Source organism: Patescibacteria group bacterium (assembly GCA_028707065.1).
Lineage (GTDB): Bacteria > Patescibacteriota > Patescibacteriia > Patescibacteriales > WJLG01 > JAQTUZ01.
The window spans coordinates 19,771-39,198 of the sequence record JAQTUZ010000001.1; the positions used below are offsets into that span (position 1 = coordinate 19,771).

20 protein-coding genes, 2 tRNA genes and 1 other RNA gene are annotated in these 19,428 nt (G+C 44.2%); 4 read left to right on the forward strand and 19 right to left on the reverse strand.

Translation table 11 applies throughout. The features are described from left to right. Positions 1–639 precede the first annotated feature (639 nt). Complete coding sequence (locus PHE24_00095) at positions 640–1,389, forward strand: helix-turn-helix domain-containing protein (protein ID MDD4901531.1); 750 nt, start codon at positions 640–642, stop codon at positions 1,387–1,389. Between the two features lie 358 nt (positions 1,390–1,747). Here the strand turns inward: PHE24_00095 and PHE24_00100 are convergent. The 5 genes from PHE24_00100 to smpB form a co-directional block, all read right to left on the reverse strand. Continuing rightward, a tRNA-Gly gene (locus tag PHE24_00100) sits at positions 1,748–1,818 on the reverse strand. 95 nt (positions 1,819–1,913) lie between these two features. After that, positions 1,914–1,997, reverse strand: a tRNA-Leu gene (locus tag PHE24_00105). A 3-nt stretch (positions 1,998–2,000) separates the two neighbouring features. Further along, entirely contained in the window at positions 2,001–2,471 is a 471-nt protein-coding gene (locus tag PHE24_00110; GenBank protein ID MDD4901532.1) for an HNH endonuclease signature motif containing protein, read from the reverse strand. A gap of 373 nt (positions 2,472–2,844) precedes the next feature. After that, positions 2,845–3,228, reverse strand: a transfer-messenger RNA (tmRNA) gene (gene ssrA / locus PHE24_00115). A 119-nt stretch (positions 3,229–3,347) separates the two neighbouring features. Then, positions 3,348–3,809 (reverse strand): SsrA-binding protein SmpB, encoded by a 462-nt coding sequence (gene smpB, locus PHE24_00120; protein ID MDD4901533.1) that lies wholly within the window; start codon positions 3,807–3,809, stop codon positions 3,348–3,350. A gap of 142 nt (positions 3,810–3,951) precedes the next feature. On the opposite strand from smpB, the gene PHE24_00125 reads away from it, so the two are divergent. After that, entirely contained in the window at positions 3,952–4,203 is a 252-nt protein-coding gene (locus PHE24_00125; GenBank protein MDD4901534.1) for a hypothetical protein, read from the forward strand. A 104-nt stretch (positions 4,204–4,307) separates the two neighbouring features. Here PHE24_00125 and tig read toward each other — a convergent pair whose 3' ends face one another. From tig to PHE24_00195, 14 genes are all read right to left on the reverse strand, one after another. Next, a complete protein-coding gene (gene tig, locus PHE24_00130) occupies positions 4,308–5,645 on the reverse strand; it encodes a trigger factor (GenBank protein ID MDD4901535.1) in 1,338 nt (445 codons plus the stop codon). Positions 5,646–5,771: 126 nt separating this feature from the next. Beyond that, complete coding sequence (locus PHE24_00135) at positions 5,772–6,695, reverse strand: manganese-dependent inorganic pyrophosphatase (protein MDD4901536.1); 924 nt, start codon at positions 6,693–6,695, stop codon at positions 5,772–5,774. Positions 6,696–6,801: 106 nt separating this feature from the next. Then, positions 6,802–8,247, reverse strand: a complete 1,446-nt coding sequence (nusA, locus tag PHE24_00140; protein ID MDD4901537.1) for a transcription termination factor NusA — start codon at positions 8,245–8,247, stop codon at positions 6,802–6,804. A gap of 245 nt (positions 8,248–8,492) precedes the next feature. Beyond that, positions 8,493–8,729: a hypothetical protein gene (locus tag PHE24_00145; protein MDD4901538.1), complete on the reverse strand. Its 237-nt coding sequence runs from the start codon at positions 8,727–8,729 to the stop codon at positions 8,493–8,495. Positions 8,730–8,860: 131 nt separating this feature from the next. Further along, complete coding sequence (locus PHE24_00150; GenBank protein MDD4901539.1) at positions 8,861–9,721, reverse strand: hypothetical protein; 861 nt, start codon at positions 9,719–9,721, stop codon at positions 8,861–8,863. Positions 9,722–9,863: 142 nt separating this feature from the next. Further along, positions 9,864–10,217 (reverse strand): hypothetical protein, encoded by a 354-nt coding sequence (locus PHE24_00155; protein ID MDD4901540.1) that lies wholly within the window; start codon positions 10,215–10,217, stop codon positions 9,864–9,866. 138 nt (positions 10,218–10,355) lie between these two features. After that, positions 10,356–11,357: an NAD-dependent epimerase/dehydratase family protein gene (locus PHE24_00160; protein ID MDD4901541.1), complete on the reverse strand. Its 1,002-nt coding sequence runs from the start codon at positions 11,355–11,357 to the stop codon at positions 10,356–10,358. After that, positions 11,354–12,316: an NAD-dependent epimerase/dehydratase family protein gene (locus PHE24_00165; GenBank protein MDD4901542.1), complete on the reverse strand. Its 963-nt coding sequence runs from the start codon at positions 12,314–12,316 to the stop codon at positions 11,354–11,356. Before PHE24_00165 ends, PHE24_00160 begins: the two co-directional genes overlap by 4 nt. A 40-nt stretch (positions 12,317–12,356) precedes the next feature. Further along, positions 12,357–13,049, reverse strand: a complete 693-nt coding sequence (locus PHE24_00170) for a class I SAM-dependent methyltransferase (protein MDD4901543.1) — start codon at positions 13,047–13,049, stop codon at positions 12,357–12,359. A gap of 220 nt (positions 13,050–13,269) precedes the next feature. Next, positions 13,270–13,932: a hypothetical protein gene (locus tag PHE24_00175; protein MDD4901544.1), complete on the reverse strand. Its 663-nt coding sequence runs from the start codon at positions 13,930–13,932 to the stop codon at positions 13,270–13,272. Positions 13,933–14,288: 356 nt separating this feature from the next. Further along, on the reverse strand, positions 14,289–16,535 hold the full coding sequence (locus tag PHE24_00180) for a RecQ family ATP-dependent DNA helicase (GenBank protein ID MDD4901545.1): 2,247 nt from the start codon (positions 16,533–16,535) through the stop codon (positions 14,289–14,291). A 193-nt stretch (positions 16,536–16,728) separates the two neighbouring features. After that, positions 16,729–17,001: a GIY-YIG nuclease family protein gene (locus PHE24_00185; GenBank protein MDD4901546.1), complete on the reverse strand. Its 273-nt coding sequence runs from the start codon at positions 16,999–17,001 to the stop codon at positions 16,729–16,731. Positions 17,002–17,079: 78 nt separating this feature from the next. Further along, positions 17,080–17,418, reverse strand: coding sequence for a hypothetical protein (locus PHE24_00190; GenBank protein ID MDD4901547.1), 339 nt, complete (start codon positions 17,416–17,418; stop codon positions 17,080–17,082). A gap of 72 nt (positions 17,419–17,490) precedes the next feature. Next, the gene (locus PHE24_00195) at positions 17,491–18,348 is read right to left on the reverse strand and encodes a bifunctional 5,10-methylenetetrahydrofolate dehydrogenase/5,10-methenyltetrahydrofolate cyclohydrolase (protein MDD4901548.1); all 858 of its coding nucleotides are present in this window, start codon (positions 18,346–18,348) and stop codon (positions 17,491–17,493) included. Positions 18,349–18,546: 198 nt separating this feature from the next. Here PHE24_00195 and PHE24_00200 point away from each other — a divergent pair, with 198 nt between their 5' ends. Next, positions 18,547–18,858: a hypothetical protein gene (locus PHE24_00200; GenBank protein ID MDD4901549.1), complete on the forward strand. Its 312-nt coding sequence runs from the start codon at positions 18,547–18,549 to the stop codon at positions 18,856–18,858. Between the two features lie 184 nt (positions 18,859–19,042). After that, positions 19,043–19,366: a hypothetical protein gene (locus tag PHE24_00205; GenBank protein MDD4901550.1), complete on the forward strand. Its 324-nt coding sequence runs from the start codon at positions 19,043–19,045 to the stop codon at positions 19,364–19,366. The last annotated feature ends 62 nt before the right edge of the window (positions 19,367–19,428 follow it).

Genomic DNA, 19,428 nt, shown 5'->3' on the forward strand with positions numbered 1-19,428 from the left:
AAAAAAGCCGCCGGTTGTAAAATCCGGCGGCAACTCTGTTCTAAGAAACCGCTTTCTAACTTTCAATTACCGTTCCTGCTCCTTCGGTAAACAATAGTTTAAAATAAAAAAAATGGCCTTCCGATTAAGAAAGGCTTTTATTCTTTTAGGCTTCGTTAAAAATATAAAATAAGGCCCATCCGCAATGGACAGGCCTTTTGTTTTTTTGATCTGGAATGATTGTTTAAAAAGGTGATAAAACTGATCTTGTTAAACAGAGGGATATTATTGACCAGACAAATAGTAAAAATATCACCACCCCTATTAACACGAACCCCAAATTTATTAATTTGCCTTGTTTTATGATTTTTCCGGCAGCTACACAAAAAAATCCAATTAATGCTATTGCGACAAACACGATGTAAAACGCGGGCTCATTTACAGATGCGACGAGCAGATTGAAAAACATGTACTCCTCCTTTTAAGGTTTATTTAATTATTAAACAACAATCATAAATCTTATATTTATACCACAAAAACATAATTTTATCAATAGTGTTGTAAATATGATATTGCTTGTTTTAGCCAAAACAATGAGTATTCTAAATCAATTTATCAAAAAAATTGACAAAACAACATTGTTTTGCTACCATTAATAATATGGACGACTCTTTAATCAAACTTTTAGAAGAGGCTGGCTTAACCGAAAAAGAGGCCAGGGTTTATCTTGCCTTGCTCCAGTTAGGCCAAGGCGACGTCACGGAAATCGCCCGCGCCGCTGAACTTAAACGTTCGATAATTTATGTGCTTTTGGAAGGTTTGATCAAGCGCGGTTATGCCAGCGATGTGCCCAATAAAAAACCAGCCGTCTATCAGGCGATTGATCCGTCGGTGATACTCAACAAATTAAAAATCACGGCCAAAAATTTTTCGGAAATGCTGCCGATCTTCCGCACCCTGGGCAATGCGGGAAAAAAACGGCCGAAAATAATTTATTATGAAACCAAAGAGGGGATTCTGAATGTATTTAATGAGATCAATCAAGCGGCCAACGCCTATTTCATCTCTTCTTACAAAAAAATCGATAATTATTTTCCGGGCGAGATTGAAAGATGGATCCAAAACCATAAGCGGGGAATTATTTCCATCAAGGGAAAACATATTGTCGGAAATAATCCTTTTGATTTGGCGGTTGGCCAGAGATATCAAGCGGAAATCGGACAGCAAGTCAGATACTTGCCCGAAGTCGAAGAATTCAATATGGATTTTGCCATTTATAAAAATAAATTGGCTATCACTTCCTTGGAAGACGAAGCATTCGTGATCGTGATCGAATCGGAAGAATTGATCAAATCAATCAAAATATTATTCGAAATCGCCTGGGAGAAGGCGAAAGAGATCTTGAAATAAACCTGGCCGCTCATTCCCTCGCGGCCATTGCCTCGCTCCTGACCAGCTTGCCCGCCTCCTTGTCCGCCTCGGGTGGAGGGCGGGTCCAATTCCCGTATTATCTGTTTACGAAAATAAAAATCGGCCGATAAGGCCGATTTTTATTTTCGTGAGCGGGTAACGGGGCTCAGTCGCTCGGCGGAGGAAAACCGCCTCGCTCTTTCGTCCAGGGTAGCCCGCAGACCATTCCCCGAATGGTCTGCGTCGCTCGATTATTCGGCTCGGCTTCCGCCTCGCCTCATATCTCGCTCGCCACCAGTCCAATTCCCGTTACCCGAAAAAACAAAAAAAGCCCAGCTGGGCTTTTTTTGTTTTTTAGAGCGGGTAACGGGAATTGGACCCGTTTCTCCACCATGGCAAGGTGGCATAATACCGGTATACGATACCCGCGCGTCAAATTACAAATTACAAATTTCGAATTACAAATTACATAATATCAGCAGTTTTCAAAAAAATCAAGGCCGATAATTTTTAATTGATTTTTGTGGTCCAGGTGGGACTCGAACCCACATGCCCTCGCGGACACGACATTTTAAGTGTCGCGCGTATACCAGTTCCGCCACTGGACCAACCTATTTCTTGATATTCCTTCCCCGATGATTTAATTTTAAACTATGACAATTGGGGCAAAGAACAATTAAATTTTCCAATCTATTGTCTTTTCTGTCACCATTTATGTGATGTAACTCCAAGGGGATTCGTCCATCTACCGATCTTTTATCCCACCCACATTCCTCACAATGTTCTGGTTTAATTTTCTCTTTAAACAATCTTCTTTTTAATTTAAAACTCTGAAAGTCACTTCCATTAACTAAAATTTTATTTAGGGATTCTCGCGGATTATAGCCTCCTTTTAGGCCAGCGTTCCATCCTTTCCCCTTAAAATGTCCTACACTAAAACCGTATTCGGAAATATATTTTTTTATTTGGGCGTAATTTCCTCCAGCTTCGCGGAGCCCAAGCTTATTTAATACTTTTCGGTAACTAAAAGAACTTCTTACTGCGTCTTTCAGCTGCTCTTTTGTCCACGATTTCCTTTTCATCTCAACATTATATCATACGGTAAAGACAAAAACAATAACACCAAAAGCGTTTACCATCTGACCAATCGAGTTTAGCCTCCACCGCATCTCGCCCGCTACCAGTTCAATTCCCGCCTCGGCAATCTATAAATAAAATTGTTCGTAACTTTTCTGCGGGCGGGAATATTCTCGCTCGCGTCGCTTCCGCTCCGCTCACTCGTCCAGGGTTGGCGTCGGCCAGTCCCCGACTGGCCGCCGATCGCTCGGCATCGACCTCGCCGCCGGAATTGCGGCTCGGTCTTGCCTTGCTTCCAACCAGTTCAATTCCCGCCTCGGCAATCTATAAATAAAATTATTCGTAACTTTTCTGCGGAAAAGTTACGAATAATTTTATTTGTGGAGATGGCGGGAATTGAACCCGCGTCTGGCAAGTTAAGATTAATACTACTACAAGTTTAGCCCAGCTTGAGTTTGACCATTATCTAAAAGCAAGGCGAAAAAATAATGGCGAGCCCTATTTAGTTTTAGTTGCCAGTCTAAGAGCCGACACCGGCAACCTGATCCTCTAAAATGACACTCCCACCTCCCCAGAGGAGTCAGAAGGCGAAATGGCTGCCGAATTTAAGCGGCAACAGGCGCGAAAGCCGGAACCTTCCAAGTGAAGGCGGCGGCTCCGCGAGCGATTTTATTCGCAATTGTATTTTTGGACTTTTTTACGTGGCGTCCGGCACGCCTTGAGTATTAACGATAAATCTCGTCATCGATCCCTGGCATCCCCAAACATGAATTAAGAATTACGAATTAAGAATTAAGAATTTTTGATTGTCAAAGTTCGGTGTTATAATTCCCCTCTTGAGAGGGGTGGCGCCGCCGCGGCGACGGGGTGTGTTAAACTTTTTAATACCGTTTCATCATTGCCCGGCTCTCGCGGTCAAGATCTTTTTTCTTGAGATCCTCGCGCTTGTCGAATTTCTTCTTGCCGCGGGCGACGGCGAACTGCAATTTCAAAAATCTGCTCTTAGTATAGATAGTCAGTGGCACGATAGTCAAGCCTTGCTCGCGCGATTTTCCCATCAGATAATTTATCTCCTTGGCTTTGAGTAGAATCTTTCGCGGCCGAGTCGGATCATAGTCTTTCACGGTGCTGGCGTATTTATATAAAGAGATATGCGCGTTAGTCAGATACGGCACCGGCAACCCGGCATGATCCGAACGAAAAGTGATATATGATCCTTTCAAATTCACATTTCCCGCCCGCACCGCCTTCACCTCGTACCCAGCCAAAACCAGCCCGGCTTCATATTTATCCAGGACCTCATAATCAAAACTCGCTCGCTTGTTAACCGCTAAAATCGGCATATGTTAATAATTTTGCTAATATTATAATAATAAATATAGACAACCGTTGACAATCTATTATATTTATGATAATATATAAATACAAAAACCAACTTGATCTTTACAGTTAAATAACCAATAAACTTTCTTCGAAGGAGTATTTATGAGCATGGACACAGAAGAAATCAAAAAAACTCTTCGTGATGCCGCGGAATCAAAAAAAGGAGTTCTGGTTGAATATATTGAGCATTACGCCGCGGGCATCTACGATATAACCTTAAGACCGGGCGCCGTATACACCGATAGTCCCATACACACAATCCTTGGATGGGAATATGATATAGTGGCGAAAAGGTTGAAACCTGTGTCAATAGAATTTAGAAAAATCCATTCTGTGACACTACTGAATTGTTAAATCAAATCACCCGCGCATCTTTCAAGTACCTTGTCCGAACAACAAGGTACTTATTATTTTCAACCAGCAGCTAAATGCCCGAACCAAGCCGGGCATTTATTTTTTTACTCTTTGTCTCCAGTAATTTCTTCCTTCTTACTTCTAACTTCTTCCTTCCCGACCACGTTCCATTCCTTCAATTTCTCCACCACTTTCTGTGAAGCGATCGAATTCTTGAGATAAGCGCGATAGTTCGGATCTTTCACCCGTTCCTCGACTTTCGCATAGCCTTTATACTGTTCAAGCAGTTGTTTGATTTTTTCTTCCACATCATTTTCGGTCGGTTGAATTTTTTCCAGTTCGCCGATCTCGCGAATCAATAAAGCGGTTTTGACGCGCTTCACCGCTTCCGGCAACAGATCCAAAGCCAATTGGTTGCGGGTCTTTTTCATCGAGGCCAAATAATCTTCCATCTTGCCGCCCTGGCGCGAAACATTTTCTTCCAGCTCGATCATCATCTTTTCCGTTTCGTTGGTGACGAGCATTTCCGGCAGATCTTCAAATCTGGTCTTGGCCAAGATCTTTTCCAGCATATCCAATTCAGTTTTGCGTTCCGCCTCAAAGCTCTTCTGGCCCAAGATATCTTTCTCAATCATTTTTTTCAAATCGGCCAAATCCTTACCGCCGAAATTTTTCGCCAGCTCATCATCCATCGTTGGCACTTCGCGTTCAAATATTTCTTTGATCTCAACTTTGAATTCAACATTCTTACCGGCCAAATTTTTCTGGTGAAAATCTTTCGGATAGGGAAGAGTGAATTCCTTCGTTTCGCCTTTTTTGGCGCCGGCGATCTTGCCATCAAAGCCCGGAACGAAGTATTCTTTGCCAATGATTAAGGTAGCAGCCTGCGATTGACCGCCTTCCACCGGCACGTTATCCAAATACAAATTAATATTCGCCGTCACTTTGTCGCCGTTTTTTACTTCGCGTTCAACCGCCACTTCCTTGACGCAGGTATCGCGCAAATAATCGATCACTCGTTCGACTTCCTTATCATCAAGTTGAGCCTTAGTCGCCTTGACGCCTAAATTTTTGTATTCGCCCAAAGTCACTGCCGGCAGAACCGTCACGGTAATTTTGAATTCCAGCGGATTTTCCGGAGCTAATTTAGTAATATCAACCATCGGCTGGCCGATAATTTTGTCATCCTTGGCATTCTCTTCCAAAATTTTGCCGAATGATTTATTAATGGCGATGTTGGCCGCCTTTTCCAAGATGCTCATCTCGCCGACTTTCTTTTTTACCATATCCAAAGGCGCTTTGCCTGGGCGAAAGCCGTCAATCTTCACTTCCTGGGAAATCTGCGCCGCGGCCGCTTCAATACTCGGCTTGAATTCCTCTGCAGTCAGCTCAACCAGAAATTCTATTTGGGATTTGGGTAAAATATTTTTGGTAACTTTCATATTTTATTTCATGATGCGAATACAACGAATTTTTCGCGAATACCGCAAATTATTTAACGAATTTATTCGTTAACCCTGTTCGTAGTATTCGCGAATAATTTGTAGTATTCGCATTATAGGCGAAGCTTATTTATCAAAGATTTCGGTCAACATCGGGACTACCTGCTTCTTGCGAGATAAGATGCCAGGGATGTAAACTTTGTTATCAACTAATTTATTTTTTAACGCTTTTTCCATCGCCGCCTCGTCTGACGTGGCAATCAAAAATTTCGATCCTTCCTTGATAATATCCGTAATAAATAATATTACGCTGTGATAACCGCCGGCTGTTTGCATTTTGGCAAGTTCGGCCATCAACGATTCTTCCTTATCGGCAAAATCATTCGGGTCAACAGTTTCAACCTGGCCGATGCCAAACTTTCCGGCTTTAAAATTCCAATCTTTAAAATCGCCTTTGATGATTTCTTCGGCACTCTTATCGGAAACCGCACCGCGGACTTTGAAAATTTCCATACCAAATTCCCGCCAATCTTTTATTCCGGAAATTTTGGCTAATTCAGAGATAATTTCTTTATCAATGTCAGTACAGGTGGGGGATTTGGTGATAACCGTATCAACCAAAACAGCCGCCAGCATCAACCCGGCCAATTTTTTGTCCAATTTGATCTTCTTGCAAAAATACTGACGGGCTAAAATCGTGCAGGTCGATCCCCAGGGTAAATTTTTAAATTCAACCGGCTTCTCGCACTTGAAATTTATCTTGTGGTGATCGACAACGCCGACGATCTCGGCGCCGACTCCGCCTTCAACGATCTGCGATTCTTCGTTATGATCAACCAAAAACAATTGCTTGCCGGCGACGGGGGAAGCCTTGGCCGGAACCGAAAAACCGAATTTTTCCAGCACATAGGCCGTTTCTTTATTGATGTCCTCGGCAATCGCCGGAACATACTCCGCAGTCTGATAAATTTTATTCTTCAGATCAGCGCCAGCAATAGCCGCCGCGACTGAATCCAAATCAGGGGATTTGTGTCCAATAACGTAAATCATACTAGTTAATTAGTCGATTAGTTAATTAGTTGTAAAAATCAATTAGCATATTAGATTAAATTTTTGTAAACTAATTAACCAATTAACTAATATACTAATTACTATTTTATTCCTCCTTGTCCGCTGAAGCTTCAGCGGAGGCGGATTTCTTTTCTTTTTTTGCTTTTACTTTCTTCTCCTTCTTCGGCTTGTCCTCCGAAGCTTTAGCGGAGGAGGGCTTCTTCTCTTTTTTAGCTTCTTCCGCCGGTTCTTCAGGCTTCACTTCTTCTTTAGCGGGTTCCTCGGTCGCTTCAGTCTTGGCAACTTCTTCCGGTGCGGCTTCGATTTTCTCCGAAGATATTTTCGCCGACGTGCCATCGCCTTCTTCCATAATATCGATCTTCCAGCCGGTCAAACGAGCGGCCAAGCGGACATTCTGACCGCGCTTGCCGATCGCCAAAGACAATTGCTCGGGCAGAACTTTTACCAAAGCCCGGCGCTCTTCCGGGCGCAGATCAACGCTAATCACTTTGGCCGGCGATAAAGCATTGGAAACATAACGGGCCGGATCATCATCGTATTTCACCATGTCGATTCTCTCGCCGCCTAATTCGGAAATGATGGTCTGGATGCGGCTGCCTCTTTGCCCGACACAGGAACCGATCGGATCGACATTTTCCTGATCAGTCCAGATGGCGACTTTCGAGCGGGAGCCGGCCTCGCGGGCCACGCCCTTGATCTCGATCAAGCCGTTGGAAATTTCCGGAATTTCAAAAAAGAAAATTTTCTTCAAAATCTCGTCCGAAATGCGGGATAAGATTATTTCCGGTCCCTTGGAGCCGGAGCGGACTTCCTTGATATACACTTTCACCTTGTCGCCGGTCTCATAACGTTCGCCGTAAATCTGTTCTTCCATGGGCAGACGGCCGATCGCTTTACCCAAATCAACCAAAACATTCCGGCCTTCGCGGCGCTGAACCACGCCGGTGACAACTTCATGCTCCTTGCCTTTGAATTCGCTCAAAACCATTTCGCGCTCGGCCTCTCTTAATTTTTGGATAATGACTTGCTTGGCGGTTTGCGCGGCCATCCGTCCATATTCCTTGGGCACTTCAAGATTGGTAATTATTTCTTCACCCAAGGCAGCATCTTTTTTGATCAATAAAGCGTCTTTGATCTGGATCTCTGTTTTCGGATTGAATTTGATCAGATCTTCTTCGCCCTCGATCGACGCGCTGACGAGCTCTTCAACCGGCGCTTTAGTTTGTGTACTGGCCGATTGCGCCACCGGCGCGGTAATTAAAATTTCCTCGCGCTTGGGGCGATATTTTTCATTGACCTTTCCCTCGGCATCAAAATAATCTTCCGGCAAGTTGGCCACCACGGTTTTAACGTCCATAATTTCTGATTCGCCCGTTTCCGGATTGAATTTCACTTTGATGTTTTGGTTTTTTTGGCCAAAGTCCTTGCGGTAGGCCGCGGCTAAAGACAGCTCGATCGTTTCCACGACGGCTTCATAGGTAAGGCCTTTTTCTTCGCACACCGCGCGGATGGCGCTGGATAGTTCTGACATAGATTTAATTTTATAATTTTATAATTTTTAAATAAATCTTAATTTTTAATTTTTAAAAATTAAACTTTAAAAATTATTTAAAAATTTAAAAATTAGAAATTACAAAAATTTTAATAAAAATGGCTACTTGTCCGAAGAACAACTAGCCTGAAACAACATATTAACACGGCCAAAAAGGCCTGTCAAATCAAATTAAAAAACGACTCGCCCCCCCCTAAGGAACAAGTCGTTAACCTTGACATAAATCACGAATAACCAATGGCGATTAGTCCAGGTATGATAATGGCGATTTCTTCTTCCGAAATTTCCACTTCCGTCTGGCATTTCTCAAGGATGTCAGATAGGCGCGAACGCAGAACCAGTATTTTGCCGTAATCATTTCTTAGTTTATGCCGTGATCCCTGCCTGATAATGTCAGTCGCCGTTCTATCGGCCCAAGCAAAAGCCTTAAACAATTCGCCGATTGGAATTCTTTTAGCCATAACAACTCCCTTGTTAAAGGAAAGAACCATAACAAGATAAATTATCACATAATATTTTCATCGTCAATGCACTTTCAAATAATTAAAAAGCTGCGTTTTGATCCGCAGCTTTCAGAGTCCTCTTTGAAGAACTACTCAAAGATGATACTGCCCATCTCCCGGGGCACGTTCACTCCGCTTTCCTTCCGGCTTGGAGAAAAGACATTATTGGGGTGAAAACCATAGTCATCATTATAGGTCGCCGGCTTTTTGTTGTAGTTAAGGTAATCAAGATTAAACTTCATCGGCTGATGATTATTGATCTTGGCGATCAGCAGCTTGCGGACATCGCCCCGCTCGAGTTTCAAACTGTCGGCTCTTTTAAAAGCGGCCAGCGAAATGCGCGTTTGGCATTTCCAGGAACGATTCGCCGTCCAAGTGGCAACCGCAATATCGCCGGAAGAAATTAATCCGTCATTCCGATATCCGGGCAAATGATCAACCCATTTTCCCGTGGCCTTAGCCGGTATTTCCAGCTGGAAAAAACTGTGGTAGGGGTGAGACAGCAGGCTGTGAAAATCCATTCTCGCATCGAAATTATCCCCGGCAAAAAATAGTTCAAGGCAATCGCCGTCGTAAGGCGATCCATAAGAAGACGCCACGATATCGTCATCTTTGATATCCGCCGCCACATACCAAAACGAATCGTCATAGGCCATGTAAACCTTGATCTCGATCTGATTGCGCTTTAACGATGCTGGCAGGCGGCCCCTGACATTCTTCCACTGGCTAATTTTGGCGTTAGCGCTATCAACCGCGAAAACAAGATATGACGCATCCCAATCTTTAAGCAAACTGTCATTGGCGGCGATGCATTTGCCGGCCGGTAAATGTTTGACCTTAAAAATAACCGGCGAACTTACTTCTTTATTGACTGAACAAGACAGCAAGCTGACCACCATTAACACTAATCCTGAAAGACTGGCGAATCGAACCGATCTTTGAGCAAGCATACAAAACTCCTTTGTTAAAGAACCGGGAAAAAATAAGCGCGATTATCCGATAAAAGATTAATGCTTTAGGTTAATTTTGTCAAATAAAAAGGCCCGCGGTTGATCTGCCGCGGGGCCTGAGTTTTCGTTAATTGCTATTGGGTCATTCCTCGCCAATTGGCACAGTGAAAGAACGTTTTTTTTCTTTGGGCTTGGGGGGATTCCCGCAAATTAAAAGGGTGAATAGTTTCTCGTCATGCACTTGATGTTCGTCGAGTTCAGTAAATACCCCGTATTTGTGCCAAATTTTTAGTCTGACTTCCTTGGGCGTGATTTTTCTGTTGCCAAATAAACCACAATAAGCTTCGGCCGGACCGGAATATTCTTTCCAGCGGCGAACGCCATGCCCGTCGGCAAAAATATGAATTTTTTTTTCATCGACCCTGACGCATATTTGATCAGTCAAGAGCAGGATGTCAGGGGCGACCTGCTTCTTGATTTCGATGACTTCGGGCATCTCTTCCTCCTTAGTTGAGTTGAAGAACGGCTGTCCGCGATAGCCGCAAAACACGTTTATTATTTTAAAAACGCCCCAAAGTGGGCGCTTGCTTACTTCAATCTATCAATAATATCTTATCTCGTCAAGACCGACCGATTAAATCAATTTGTTTTCTTGATAAAATTTGATCGCTTTGGCCATGCTATCTTTAAAATCAACTTTCGGCCGCCAACCCAATTCAGTTCTTGCCTTGGTTGAATCAAAATAGCGGAATTTAAAAGTGAAATTCAGAGCCGAGGGAGAAAGCACGGGCTTTTTTTTAAAAACCAACAAGACCTTTTCCCAAAAATTCAAAAATAATTTTGCCGGAGCCAAAATCCATTTTGGCGTCAACCGCTTAATCGGCTGGGAGCCCAAAAGTTTCGCGATCCGGCCGAACATCTCCTTATAAGCGATAAATTCATCGGCAAAAATATAATTTTCTCCCGGCCGGCCATTGGCCATAACTAAAAGATGCGCATCCACCACATCATCGACCGAAACGACCGCGTTGCCGCCCGGCGGGGCAAACCGCAATTTATTTTCTTTTATTTTTTTAACTACTTTTCCCACGTGCATTTGCAAATCGCCCTGGCCATAGATCGTCGTCGGCGAGACAACCGAAACATCCAATCCTTCGCTGGCAAACTTTTTACAAAGCTCGATCGTTAAGTGTTTGGAATACATATACATCACCTTTTGATATTTTTTAAAATCAAAGGGCGCGCTTTCATCCAACGGCCTGGTTTTGTCTTCCGGAATGCCGATACCGGCGGTGGAAGCGGTCACGACGACCTTCTTAACGCCCAGTTCGCGCGCGGTTTCCAAAACATTCTTCACGCCATCAACGTGCGTAGTATACATATCCTTGTTATCCAGCAAATTATAAGACACCACCCCGGCCACCTGATAAACAAAATCACAACCCTTCATGGCCGCGAGCACCTCCTGCTTATTCCTGATATCGCCGTAAAAAACATTAAGCTTCAGGCCGTCAAGAAACGGATGCCAAGTGCCGGGTTTGATTAAAATATTGATATTGTGTTTTCCCCCGGCAAGCCTTTTGGTCAGGTTTGAACCGACACAGCCGGCCGCTCCGGTGATTAAAATGTTGCTCATTTTATTGAATTTATCGCGTCTTTTATGGTTTGAGACAAGTTGTATTTTGGCGCCCAGCCAAGCTGCCTGATTTTTTCCGAACTGTGAACCCGTTCTTTAAATGACATAAAAACATTTTCATAAGTTAGGGGAGAATTTTTAAATAGCCTTTCGGAAAATAAGGCTGCCGCCGAGGCAAGGGGCGCCATAAATTTCGGCGCGGTAAAAACCGGCGGCCTTGAATTCAATTCTTTGGCGATGACCGAATTCAATTCTTTAAAAGAAAAATTTTCCGAAGCAACGATGAAGCTCTCGTTCTTAATGTCTTTGTCCAAAAGCAAGATAATCGCGCTCACGAGATCGCGCACGTCAACATACGAATTTCTTCCCGGAGGATTGAAGGGCAATTTTTTATCTTTTACCGCGTCGATCAATTGCCGGGTATTTTTCTTATCTCCCGGGCCGAGAACCAGGGGTGAATAGATTATTATCTGTCCGACTTGGCCTTTTTTTATTTCCGAATCAGCCAAAGACTTGGAATGAGAATAGACGCACCTTTTATTATCAGCCCAATCAAAGCAAAAATTTTCATCGATGATTTTATCTGAAAATCCCAGCGCGGCAGTCGAACTTAAATGGATCAATTTTTTAACTGAATTATTTTCGCAGGCCCGCAAAACATTCAGCGCCCCCTGGCAATTATTTTTTTCCAATTCTTCCTTGTCTTTCTGCCGGAAAGAAACAAGTCCGCCAAGATTGACGACCATGCCGATATCTTTGAAATATTTTCCCAGCGCCGGATAATCCAAAATATCAACATTATAAAAAATCTTAACGCCGGGTATTCGCTCAATATCGATATATTCGCCATATCTTCTTTTCCTGCAAATCACCGAAATATCATAACCTCTTGTTTGCAATTCTTCAATCAGATGCTGTCCGATAAATCCAGTTCCGCCGACAATCAAAATTTTTGTCATATTATTGCTGTTATCCGCCCTTTTACCCTTATTCCAACGGCTATTTCGTCAAAACCAAATAATAATTAAAATTGTCCTTAAATATTTTTTTAATCTTGAGGCCGGATTTTTTTACCAATTTTTTCAATTCACCCCGATAAAAGACATGGTAGTAGCGCTTGCTCATCTGGCTATTGGGCGCGCGCCAATCAAACAAAACATCATTCCAGTCCATTTTATTCTTGCCGAAAATTTTTAAGAGCGAAAATTTATAGATCATCTTCCGATATTTTTCCAGCGGCCACATATTCCAGACGGTCAGAATTATTTTCCCGCCGACTTTTATCTTGTTTTTTAATTGCTTCAAGGCTTGCACGCGCAGATCTTTTCCCGGCAGATGTTGCAAGACGGCGATGCAAAAGACATAATCAAAATCATAATCAGGCAATTCTCCCAGATTCAAAATATCCTCGACCGCGAATTTATATTCCGGATATTTATCTTGGCAAATTTTTATCAAGCTTTCACTTTGATCTACGCCGATATACTTAGCGTGTCTTTCTGTTAAAATTTTTAATGTTCTTCCGTTGCCGCAGCCCACATCCAAAACTTTTACTCCTAGCTCCACTTTGTTGAGAAAATCCGAAAGCGGCGGCAAAATAAACTTCTCCCGCGTCTCGTCAAAGGTCCGAGCGTCATCTTCGTAATTCTTGCGCACGATCCTCAATAATTCCTTCTGCGTGTCTTTATTCATAATTTCAGATTATCAAAACCCCGCCCTTTTGTCATCCCGCCCCATTGTCATTGCGAGCGCCGCGCGAAGCAATCTCGCCCCTGGCGGAAAAACACTTCGCTATCGCGAGACGCGGGATTGCTTCGTCGTCCGCCCAAGGCGGACTCCTCGCAATGACAAAAATAAAAGGCCCCGACACATTTCTGCGCGAGGCCAAGAACAAACAAACAATTTTCTCAGGTCACGTTGTAATTGCTGCCAGGCAGTTAGCGTTTAAGGCGCAGGCGACAAAGCTGTAGGACCATTCCCGCCGTGAACCGGCCCAGTGGAAGCAACGGACATAGAGGTTGCCGCCAGTCTTGCAATAAATGGTGCCCCAGAAAAAAATCCATGCTTCATTTTTGAATTCTTCCGTAATAAATTCGGGGAATTCCACCAAGGCATCAAGAATATTCGCATTAAGTACTGATTTGTTAGCAAGCTCTTTACGAATCTCGAATCCCTTAATCGTTTTGCCGATTTGCTGACGGTCAGAACGAAAAAAAATGACTTTCCGGCCATCAAGATACAATCCGTCCGGCCTTTTTTCCAAAACAGCCAGGCCCCTTCCTGAATGCGATTCGATCCCGTAACCTTCTTTAACCGGCTTCGGCGTCAAGCCTAAATTGACGATCAGCGTCGTATCATTAATCTTCCTGACCAACGGCTGTATGGCAATATATTCATCGCCGAGCGTTTGCAGGAATTTAATGAAACTTTCCTTCCCTTCGCCCATGAGCCAAGGAATTATTTCCAGCCCGATTTTCATCTGGCTGAAAGTTTCCCTGATGAGCGAGAACAAACTGATGACGTTCGACATGAGCTTGCCCAAATCCGCCCAATCCAACGACCGTTTCGCTGACATACATCCTCCTTTGCCGCCTCATTGCCAAAATCCGCCCAAAGCGGACCGGCGCCGACTTAGCATTGGTTAAGGTTGAAAAAGTGCCTTTTTGCGGTCATTTAACCGCAAAAAACATAACCCGATATTAGCACAAAATTATTTTCCTGTCAACCTCACCTCATTTGTCATCCTGAGCGCCGCGCGAAGGATCTATTATAGGAGATGCTTCTAAAAACATCAGCAAACATTAGAACGAACAAGTAAAAAATATCATCGATAAAAAAATTGGCAGTAGTAATTCAAGTTTTGCCTAGAATAGATCCTTCGTCGTCAGCCGAGGCGGCCTCCTCCTCAGGATGACAAAAAAATGTTGTCTGCTACTTGTTACCTGATACCTGTTTGAATTTCGCCCGCGCAATTTTAATTTCTTCCCAAGAATAATCATCGCCAAGTTCGTCTTTGATCGGCGTCAGTTTTTCAAAGCCGACTTTTTTAATGGCGGCGAAAATCTTGTCCTGTTTTTTAGAACTCACCAATTTATCGATGTCTTTTATCAAGCCTTTTTCAATTAAAAATACTAAGTGGTTATAAATCGTTTCAACGGTGAAGCCGCGCGCGCCGGCGATCCCGGCCGGATTGTAATTCTTGTTGAACAATTCCAAAGTTTCCAATTGCGTCAATTTGGTATTCAAAGTTTTCTTCTCCACCTTTATTTCTCCAAAATCCACCTTTAACACACCCCGGCGCTCCGAGACGTCGCGCCACCCCTCTCGAGAGGGGACTTTTTTAAAATCTTTTCGTGCGTAGCGATTCCCCTCTGGAGAGGGGTGGCTCGCGCCTCGCGAGACGGGGTGTGTGACGTCCGAAGCTCCGCCCAAACAATTATCGCACTTGCCGCAGTGTTCAACGTCGTATTCGCCGAAGTAATTCAGAATATATTCCGGACGGCAACTGAAATGATAGACATAATCTTCCATCTCGTCTAATTTACTGTAAGCCCGGGCGGCTTTTTCGCGCATCGCCGAAAAATCTATCTTGACTTCGGATCGCGGAACGCGTTTCAAAATTTGGATTTCCGTACCGCGCTTAGGCGGATTATATTCGACCAGCTCGGCTTTTTTCCAGGCATTAATCGAGCGCACCAAAGCTTCGCGGCCGACTTCGATAGTTCCGGCCACTTCATCCAGATCAAATTCCCAGCCCTCGAACAACTCGGTGGCAAACCGCGCGTTCAATTTATTCAAGATTTCCACCTGCTTCTTGGCTTGTTTGGAAACAAAATCCAAAGTCGTCTGATGATTATTGATCATCCTTAAAAATGCCGGCGAAGTTTTTTCGCTCGAGCGGGCGATATAACCTTCTTTTTCCAGAATTTTCAAACAGGTGCCGACGGCCATGTCCGGGACTTTGTCCGACAAATTTTCCATCAGCTCGGCATAAGTCGTAAAAATCCGGTCGGTTTCATAGTTAGTCAAAACTTCGTAAATTTCCAGAACTGTTTCCGGCGCCGGGTTATCGCCCTTGATAAAAAATTCCCGCAAGAACCGATCCTTGGGCGCAAAAAATAAAAGACAAAGCGAAGGCGCGCCATCGCGACCGGCCCGGCCGGCCTCCTGATAATAGGCCTCGATCGTCCCCGGCATATCGTGATGAATCACGAAGCGCACGTCTTTTTTATCAATCCCTAAGCCGAAAGCGTTGGTGGCAACGATTATTTTAGTTTTGCCTTTCAGAAAATTTTCCTGCGTCCAAGAACGGCTTTCCGGATCCATCCCGGCGTGATAAAAAACCGCTTCCAAACCGCGCTCTAGTAATACGTCGGTAACTTCTTCAGCTTTGGCGCGCGTGCCGGTGTAAATTATCCCACAGCCTTCGACGCTTTCGGCCGCGTCAGCGATCAGCGATAATTTTTGCGCGTCCGGCGCTTTGATCACGCCGAATTGCAGATTCGGCCGGGTAAAGCCGGTGATTATTTTTTTCACCCCAGTCATATTTAGCTGCTTCACAATATCCTCTTTTACTTCAGGTGTAGCTGTAGCTGTAAGCGCAACTATGGGAGGGTGACCGCAAAGTTCGATCGCTCTGCCCAATCTCATATAGCTGGGCCGGAAATCATGACCCCATTGCGAAATGCAATGCGCTTCGTCCACTGCGAATAATTTCACTTTCAACTGAGCAAGCTGTGAAACAAATTCATCATTATAAAATCTTTCCGGTGCGATATATAAAAGTTTATAAAATTCTTTTTTGACCAACTCCAACCTCTCTTTGGCCTCGTCGGGCGAGATCGAAGAATTGATGAAAGTCGCGGGCACGCCGATCTTATTCATCGAATCAACCTGATCTTTCATCAAGGCGATCAGCGGCGAAACCACGATTGCCACGCCGTCCAATACCAAAGCCGGCAATTGAAAAATCAAAGACTTGCCGCCGCCGGTCGGCATCACGACTAAAACGTCTTTGCCGTCCAAGATGGCGTCGATCGCTTCTTCCTGCCCGGGCCTAAATTTATCAAAACCATAATGGATTTTGAGCAATTCGACCGCCTGCTTCTTTTTTTGACTGGCTCCGGCAGAGTCTCGCGTAGCGGACTCTGCCGTTAAATTCGTATTTTCGGTATTCATCTAATTCATCTTATAAAAAATACCGGCTATGCGCAAGCCGGGAAATGTTTCATAAAAATAAGTGGTTCTTGTTTTGTCATCCTGCCTGCCCGGCCAGGGAGCGCGTCGCGAAGGATCTATTACACGCGAAGCGCGAACATCGTTGACAAAAATTTTTATCGTATTGATATGGGCCTCATGAGTAATAGATCCTTCACTCCGCTCCGCTGCGTTCAGGATGACAAAAAATTTTTGCCAATTTTAACTTTTCCGCTCTGGATAATTTCTTAATTTTACTTTCCGCCTTAGCCGCCGCGGACCGGTTGCGGAATTTTTTGGAGTAAACGATTTTCACCGGCCTTCTGGCGCGGGTATATTTCGCGCCCTTTTTCGATTCGTTATGCTCCTTAACTCGCCGCGCCAAATCAACCGTGATCCCGGTATATAAAGTCTGATCCGCGCATTTTAAGATATAAAGATAGTACATGAATTTATTATCGCACTTTTAAACAAAAAAAGGCAGACGCTCTGGTCTGCCGTTACTTAATGAAAAGGCGGATTTGTTTCAGGCCAAGGGACTGTCCTTGCCGAGACTCGCGATTATTTCCGCCGCCTCGTCCACCAATGGCCGTAAACTTTCGTCATGGGTAAAGACCAGCAGCCTGGTTCCGCGCTGAGCGCCCAAGGCGGATAATTCCAAGACATTAATAGCGTCAGCTTCGGCGCCGGTATCGGTCCGACAGACGGTTATTTTTCCCGGCTCGACTTTTTTCTCCCGCATCCTGGCGGCAATGACCATGCAGGCCAGCTCTCCCAGCCCGCTCTTCGCCGAGACATCGCAAAATTCTTCGTACGTCGGTAATTTCCCTCTAATATTGGTTTTCCCGATCTTTTTTAAAGTCATTTTGCCCTCCCGTAGCATTAAAAAGATCCTGAATGTTCGGCCTCCAGAATCACTTTGCGCCTTTATACAAAATTAGTCAACTTTTCTGCTCTTCCAGATTTCCACGGTATTTTTGAGCGCCGCGGCAATAGTTATCGGCCCGACTCCGCCCGGCACCGGCGTGAGATAACCGGCTTGGTCCTTGACGCTTGCGGCGTTCACATCGCCGCGAACTTTATCATCTTCTTTGCTGATGCCAATATCAATAATCACCGCGTCTTTTTTTATCATCTCGCCGGTTATCAAATCAGGTTGGCCCACCGCCGTAACCAAAATATCCGCCTTAGCCGTTTGCTCGGCCAAATCTCCATCGGCAGGCGTTACGATTTTTGTCAGCGCGCCGTGCAATTCCAAAATTTTGGCGAGCGCCAGGCCGAATATTTCCGAATTGACCACAATGCAAGCCGACCTACCTTCGGGATTAAATTTTATTTCTTCAAAAATTTCCAAGATCACCTGGCAGACCGGCGGCAAAATTTCCTCGTCGCCCGCCATTAATTTTTTCAAATTCTCCGGATGAAAACGATCCACATCCTTGGCCGGATCCATTAAAGCGATTATTTTATCCGTGTTGAAATTATCCGGCAGCGGCAATTGCAATAAAATTCCGTCCGTCGCCGTATCATTATTCAAAAACTTGATCATTTCTTCCAGCTCGGCTTCAGCCGCATTGGCCGGCAATTTATAGAGCGTCGTATCCACGCCGACTTTTTTCGCCTCTTTTTCTTTGAGCGAAACATAAAGCTGCGAATCCGGCCGGTCGCCAACTAAAATAATTGCGAGCATCGGGCGCTTGGGCGCGCAAATATCGTTCTGATTGCGCAACAAAATCTCGGCGACAATCTCGTCCTTGATCTTATCGGCTATTTTTTTTCCATCGATAATTTTCACGTAACATGGAGCACACAACACGTAACAAATCTTAAAAAATTCGTTACCTGCTACGGGCTATTAATTAGTTCTAGTAGAATCTCTGCCGGCGATCTCCGCTAAGGTTGCCGTTATATTTGAATTTGACGGTGCAAATAATCGGGTATATATTATAGTGTTGCGGGTCCGAAATTTTTTCACTTTTTCAGGGAGGTACTGATGATAAGTCCCGAAACCGTATTTGATTATTGCGTCAGGAAGCTGACCGAGCAAATCCGCGAATGCACTTTCAAGCCCCGGCTCCCCGATTCCGAAGGAATTGTTGATGAGGCAATCGCCAAAGCTTATCTCAAATTACGCGAAGCCGCAGTGGTCGGACCCATCTATAAAGCATTACGGGACAAAAATCCGGATGAATACGGTTACCATGAGTTCGACCGCGATTACGGGAAATACATCTGGGACAAGGGATACCAGTGGGTCAAGGGGATCATCGGCGAAGAACCTCTGTACGTAATCCACTTTCGATAAAGAAATAGGGGAATAAAGGGTTGTTTGGAATTCCAAGCGACCTTTTTTATTTTCTACTTATTCGGTCTCGATTACGGATTTTAACCATGCGGACCATTTGACAGTTTTAAGGGAAAAGACTAAGGTAAATTGAAAACTTAATCGCTCCTTTTGCCCTAAAATCTTTTTCCCCGAGAGGTGTTTTATGGTTACCAAGGAAATTATTCGCCGCTTTTTCATCCAAAAACTGGCGAGCATAATCAGCCAACATTCGGAAAAAGGATTGCCGTTCTCTCCGGAAGAATCAGTCAAAATCGATTGGTGGATGGCTGAAAGGTGCATCGACCGTTATTTTCCCCATCTGGTGGAAGAAACTCTCCAAAAGATAAACGAAGAAAAACCGGAAAAATACGACTTTGCAGATTTCGAAAAAGGCTTTGGGTTCATGGTCTGGGACACGCTTTTCATAAGAAACGTCTCAGTCTGCCTGACCGCTCCTTTTTACGAAAACGTCTGGATTTACAAATAATAATTCCGGCCGCTATTTACCCGAAGTTACTTAGGCAACTAAGTAACTTTTTTATTTTCCTT

Bases quoted from the DNA above. Each gene is read 5' to 3' on its own strand.
- PHE24_00095 (MDD4901531.1), top strand. From the start codon at position 640: ATGGACGACTCTTTAATCAAACTTTTAGAAGAGGCTGGCTTAACCGAA.
- PHE24_00110 (MDD4901532.1), bottom strand. From the start codon at position 2,471: ATGAAAAGGAAATCGTGGACAAAAGAGCAGCTGAAAGACGCAGTAAGA.
- smpB (MDD4901533.1), bottom strand. From the start codon at position 3,809: ATGCCGATTTTAGCGGTTAACAAGCGAGCGAGTTTTGATTATGAGGTC.
- PHE24_00125 (MDD4901534.1), top strand. From the start codon at position 3,952: ATGAGCATGGACACAGAAGAAATCAAAAAAACTCTTCGTGATGCCGCG.
- tig (MDD4901535.1), bottom strand. From the start codon at position 5,645: ATGAAAGTTACCAAAAATATTTTACCCAAATCCCAAATAGAATTTCTG.
- PHE24_00135 (MDD4901536.1), bottom strand. From the start codon at position 6,695: ATGATTTACGTTATTGGACACAAATCCCCTGATTTGGATTCAGTCGCG.
- nusA (MDD4901537.1), bottom strand. From the start codon at position 8,247: ATGTCAGAACTATCCAGCGCCATCCGCGCGGTGTGCGAAGAAAAAGGC.
- PHE24_00145 (MDD4901538.1), bottom strand. From the start codon at position 8,729: ATGGCTAAAAGAATTCCAATCGGCGAATTGTTTAAGGCTTTTGCTTGG.
- PHE24_00150 (MDD4901539.1), bottom strand. From the start codon at position 9,721: ATGCTTGCTCAAAGATCGGTTCGATTCGCCAGTCTTTCAGGATTAGTG.
- PHE24_00155 (MDD4901540.1), bottom strand. From the start codon at position 10,217: ATGCCCGAAGTCATCGAAATCAAGAAGCAGGTCGCCCCTGACATCCTG.
- PHE24_00160 (MDD4901541.1), bottom strand. From the start codon at position 11,357: ATGAGCAACATTTTAATCACCGGAGCGGCCGGCTGTGTCGGTTCAAAC.
- PHE24_00165 (MDD4901542.1), bottom strand. From the start codon at position 12,316: ATGACAAAAATTTTGATTGTCGGCGGAACTGGATTTATCGGACAGCAT.
- PHE24_00170 (MDD4901543.1), bottom strand. From the start codon at position 13,049: ATGAATAAAGACACGCAGAAGGAATTATTGAGGATCGTGCGCAAGAAT.
- PHE24_00175 (MDD4901544.1), bottom strand. From the start codon at position 13,932: ATGTCAGCGAAACGGTCGTTGGATTGGGCGGATTTGGGCAAGCTCATG.
- PHE24_00180 (MDD4901545.1), bottom strand. From the start codon at position 16,535: ATGAATACCGAAAATACGAATTTAACGGCAGAGTCCGCTACGCGAGAC.
- PHE24_00185 (MDD4901546.1), bottom strand. From the start codon at position 17,001: ATGTACTATCTTTATATCTTAAAATGCGCGGATCAGACTTTATATACC.
- PHE24_00190 (MDD4901547.1), bottom strand. From the start codon at position 17,418: ATGACTTTAAAAAAGATCGGGAAAACCAATATTAGAGGGAAATTACCG.
- PHE24_00200 (MDD4901549.1), top strand. From the start codon at position 18,547: ATGATAAGTCCCGAAACCGTATTTGATTATTGCGTCAGGAAGCTGACC.
- PHE24_00205 (MDD4901550.1), top strand. From the start codon at position 19,043: ATGGTTACCAAGGAAATTATTCGCCGCTTTTTCATCCAAAAACTGGCG.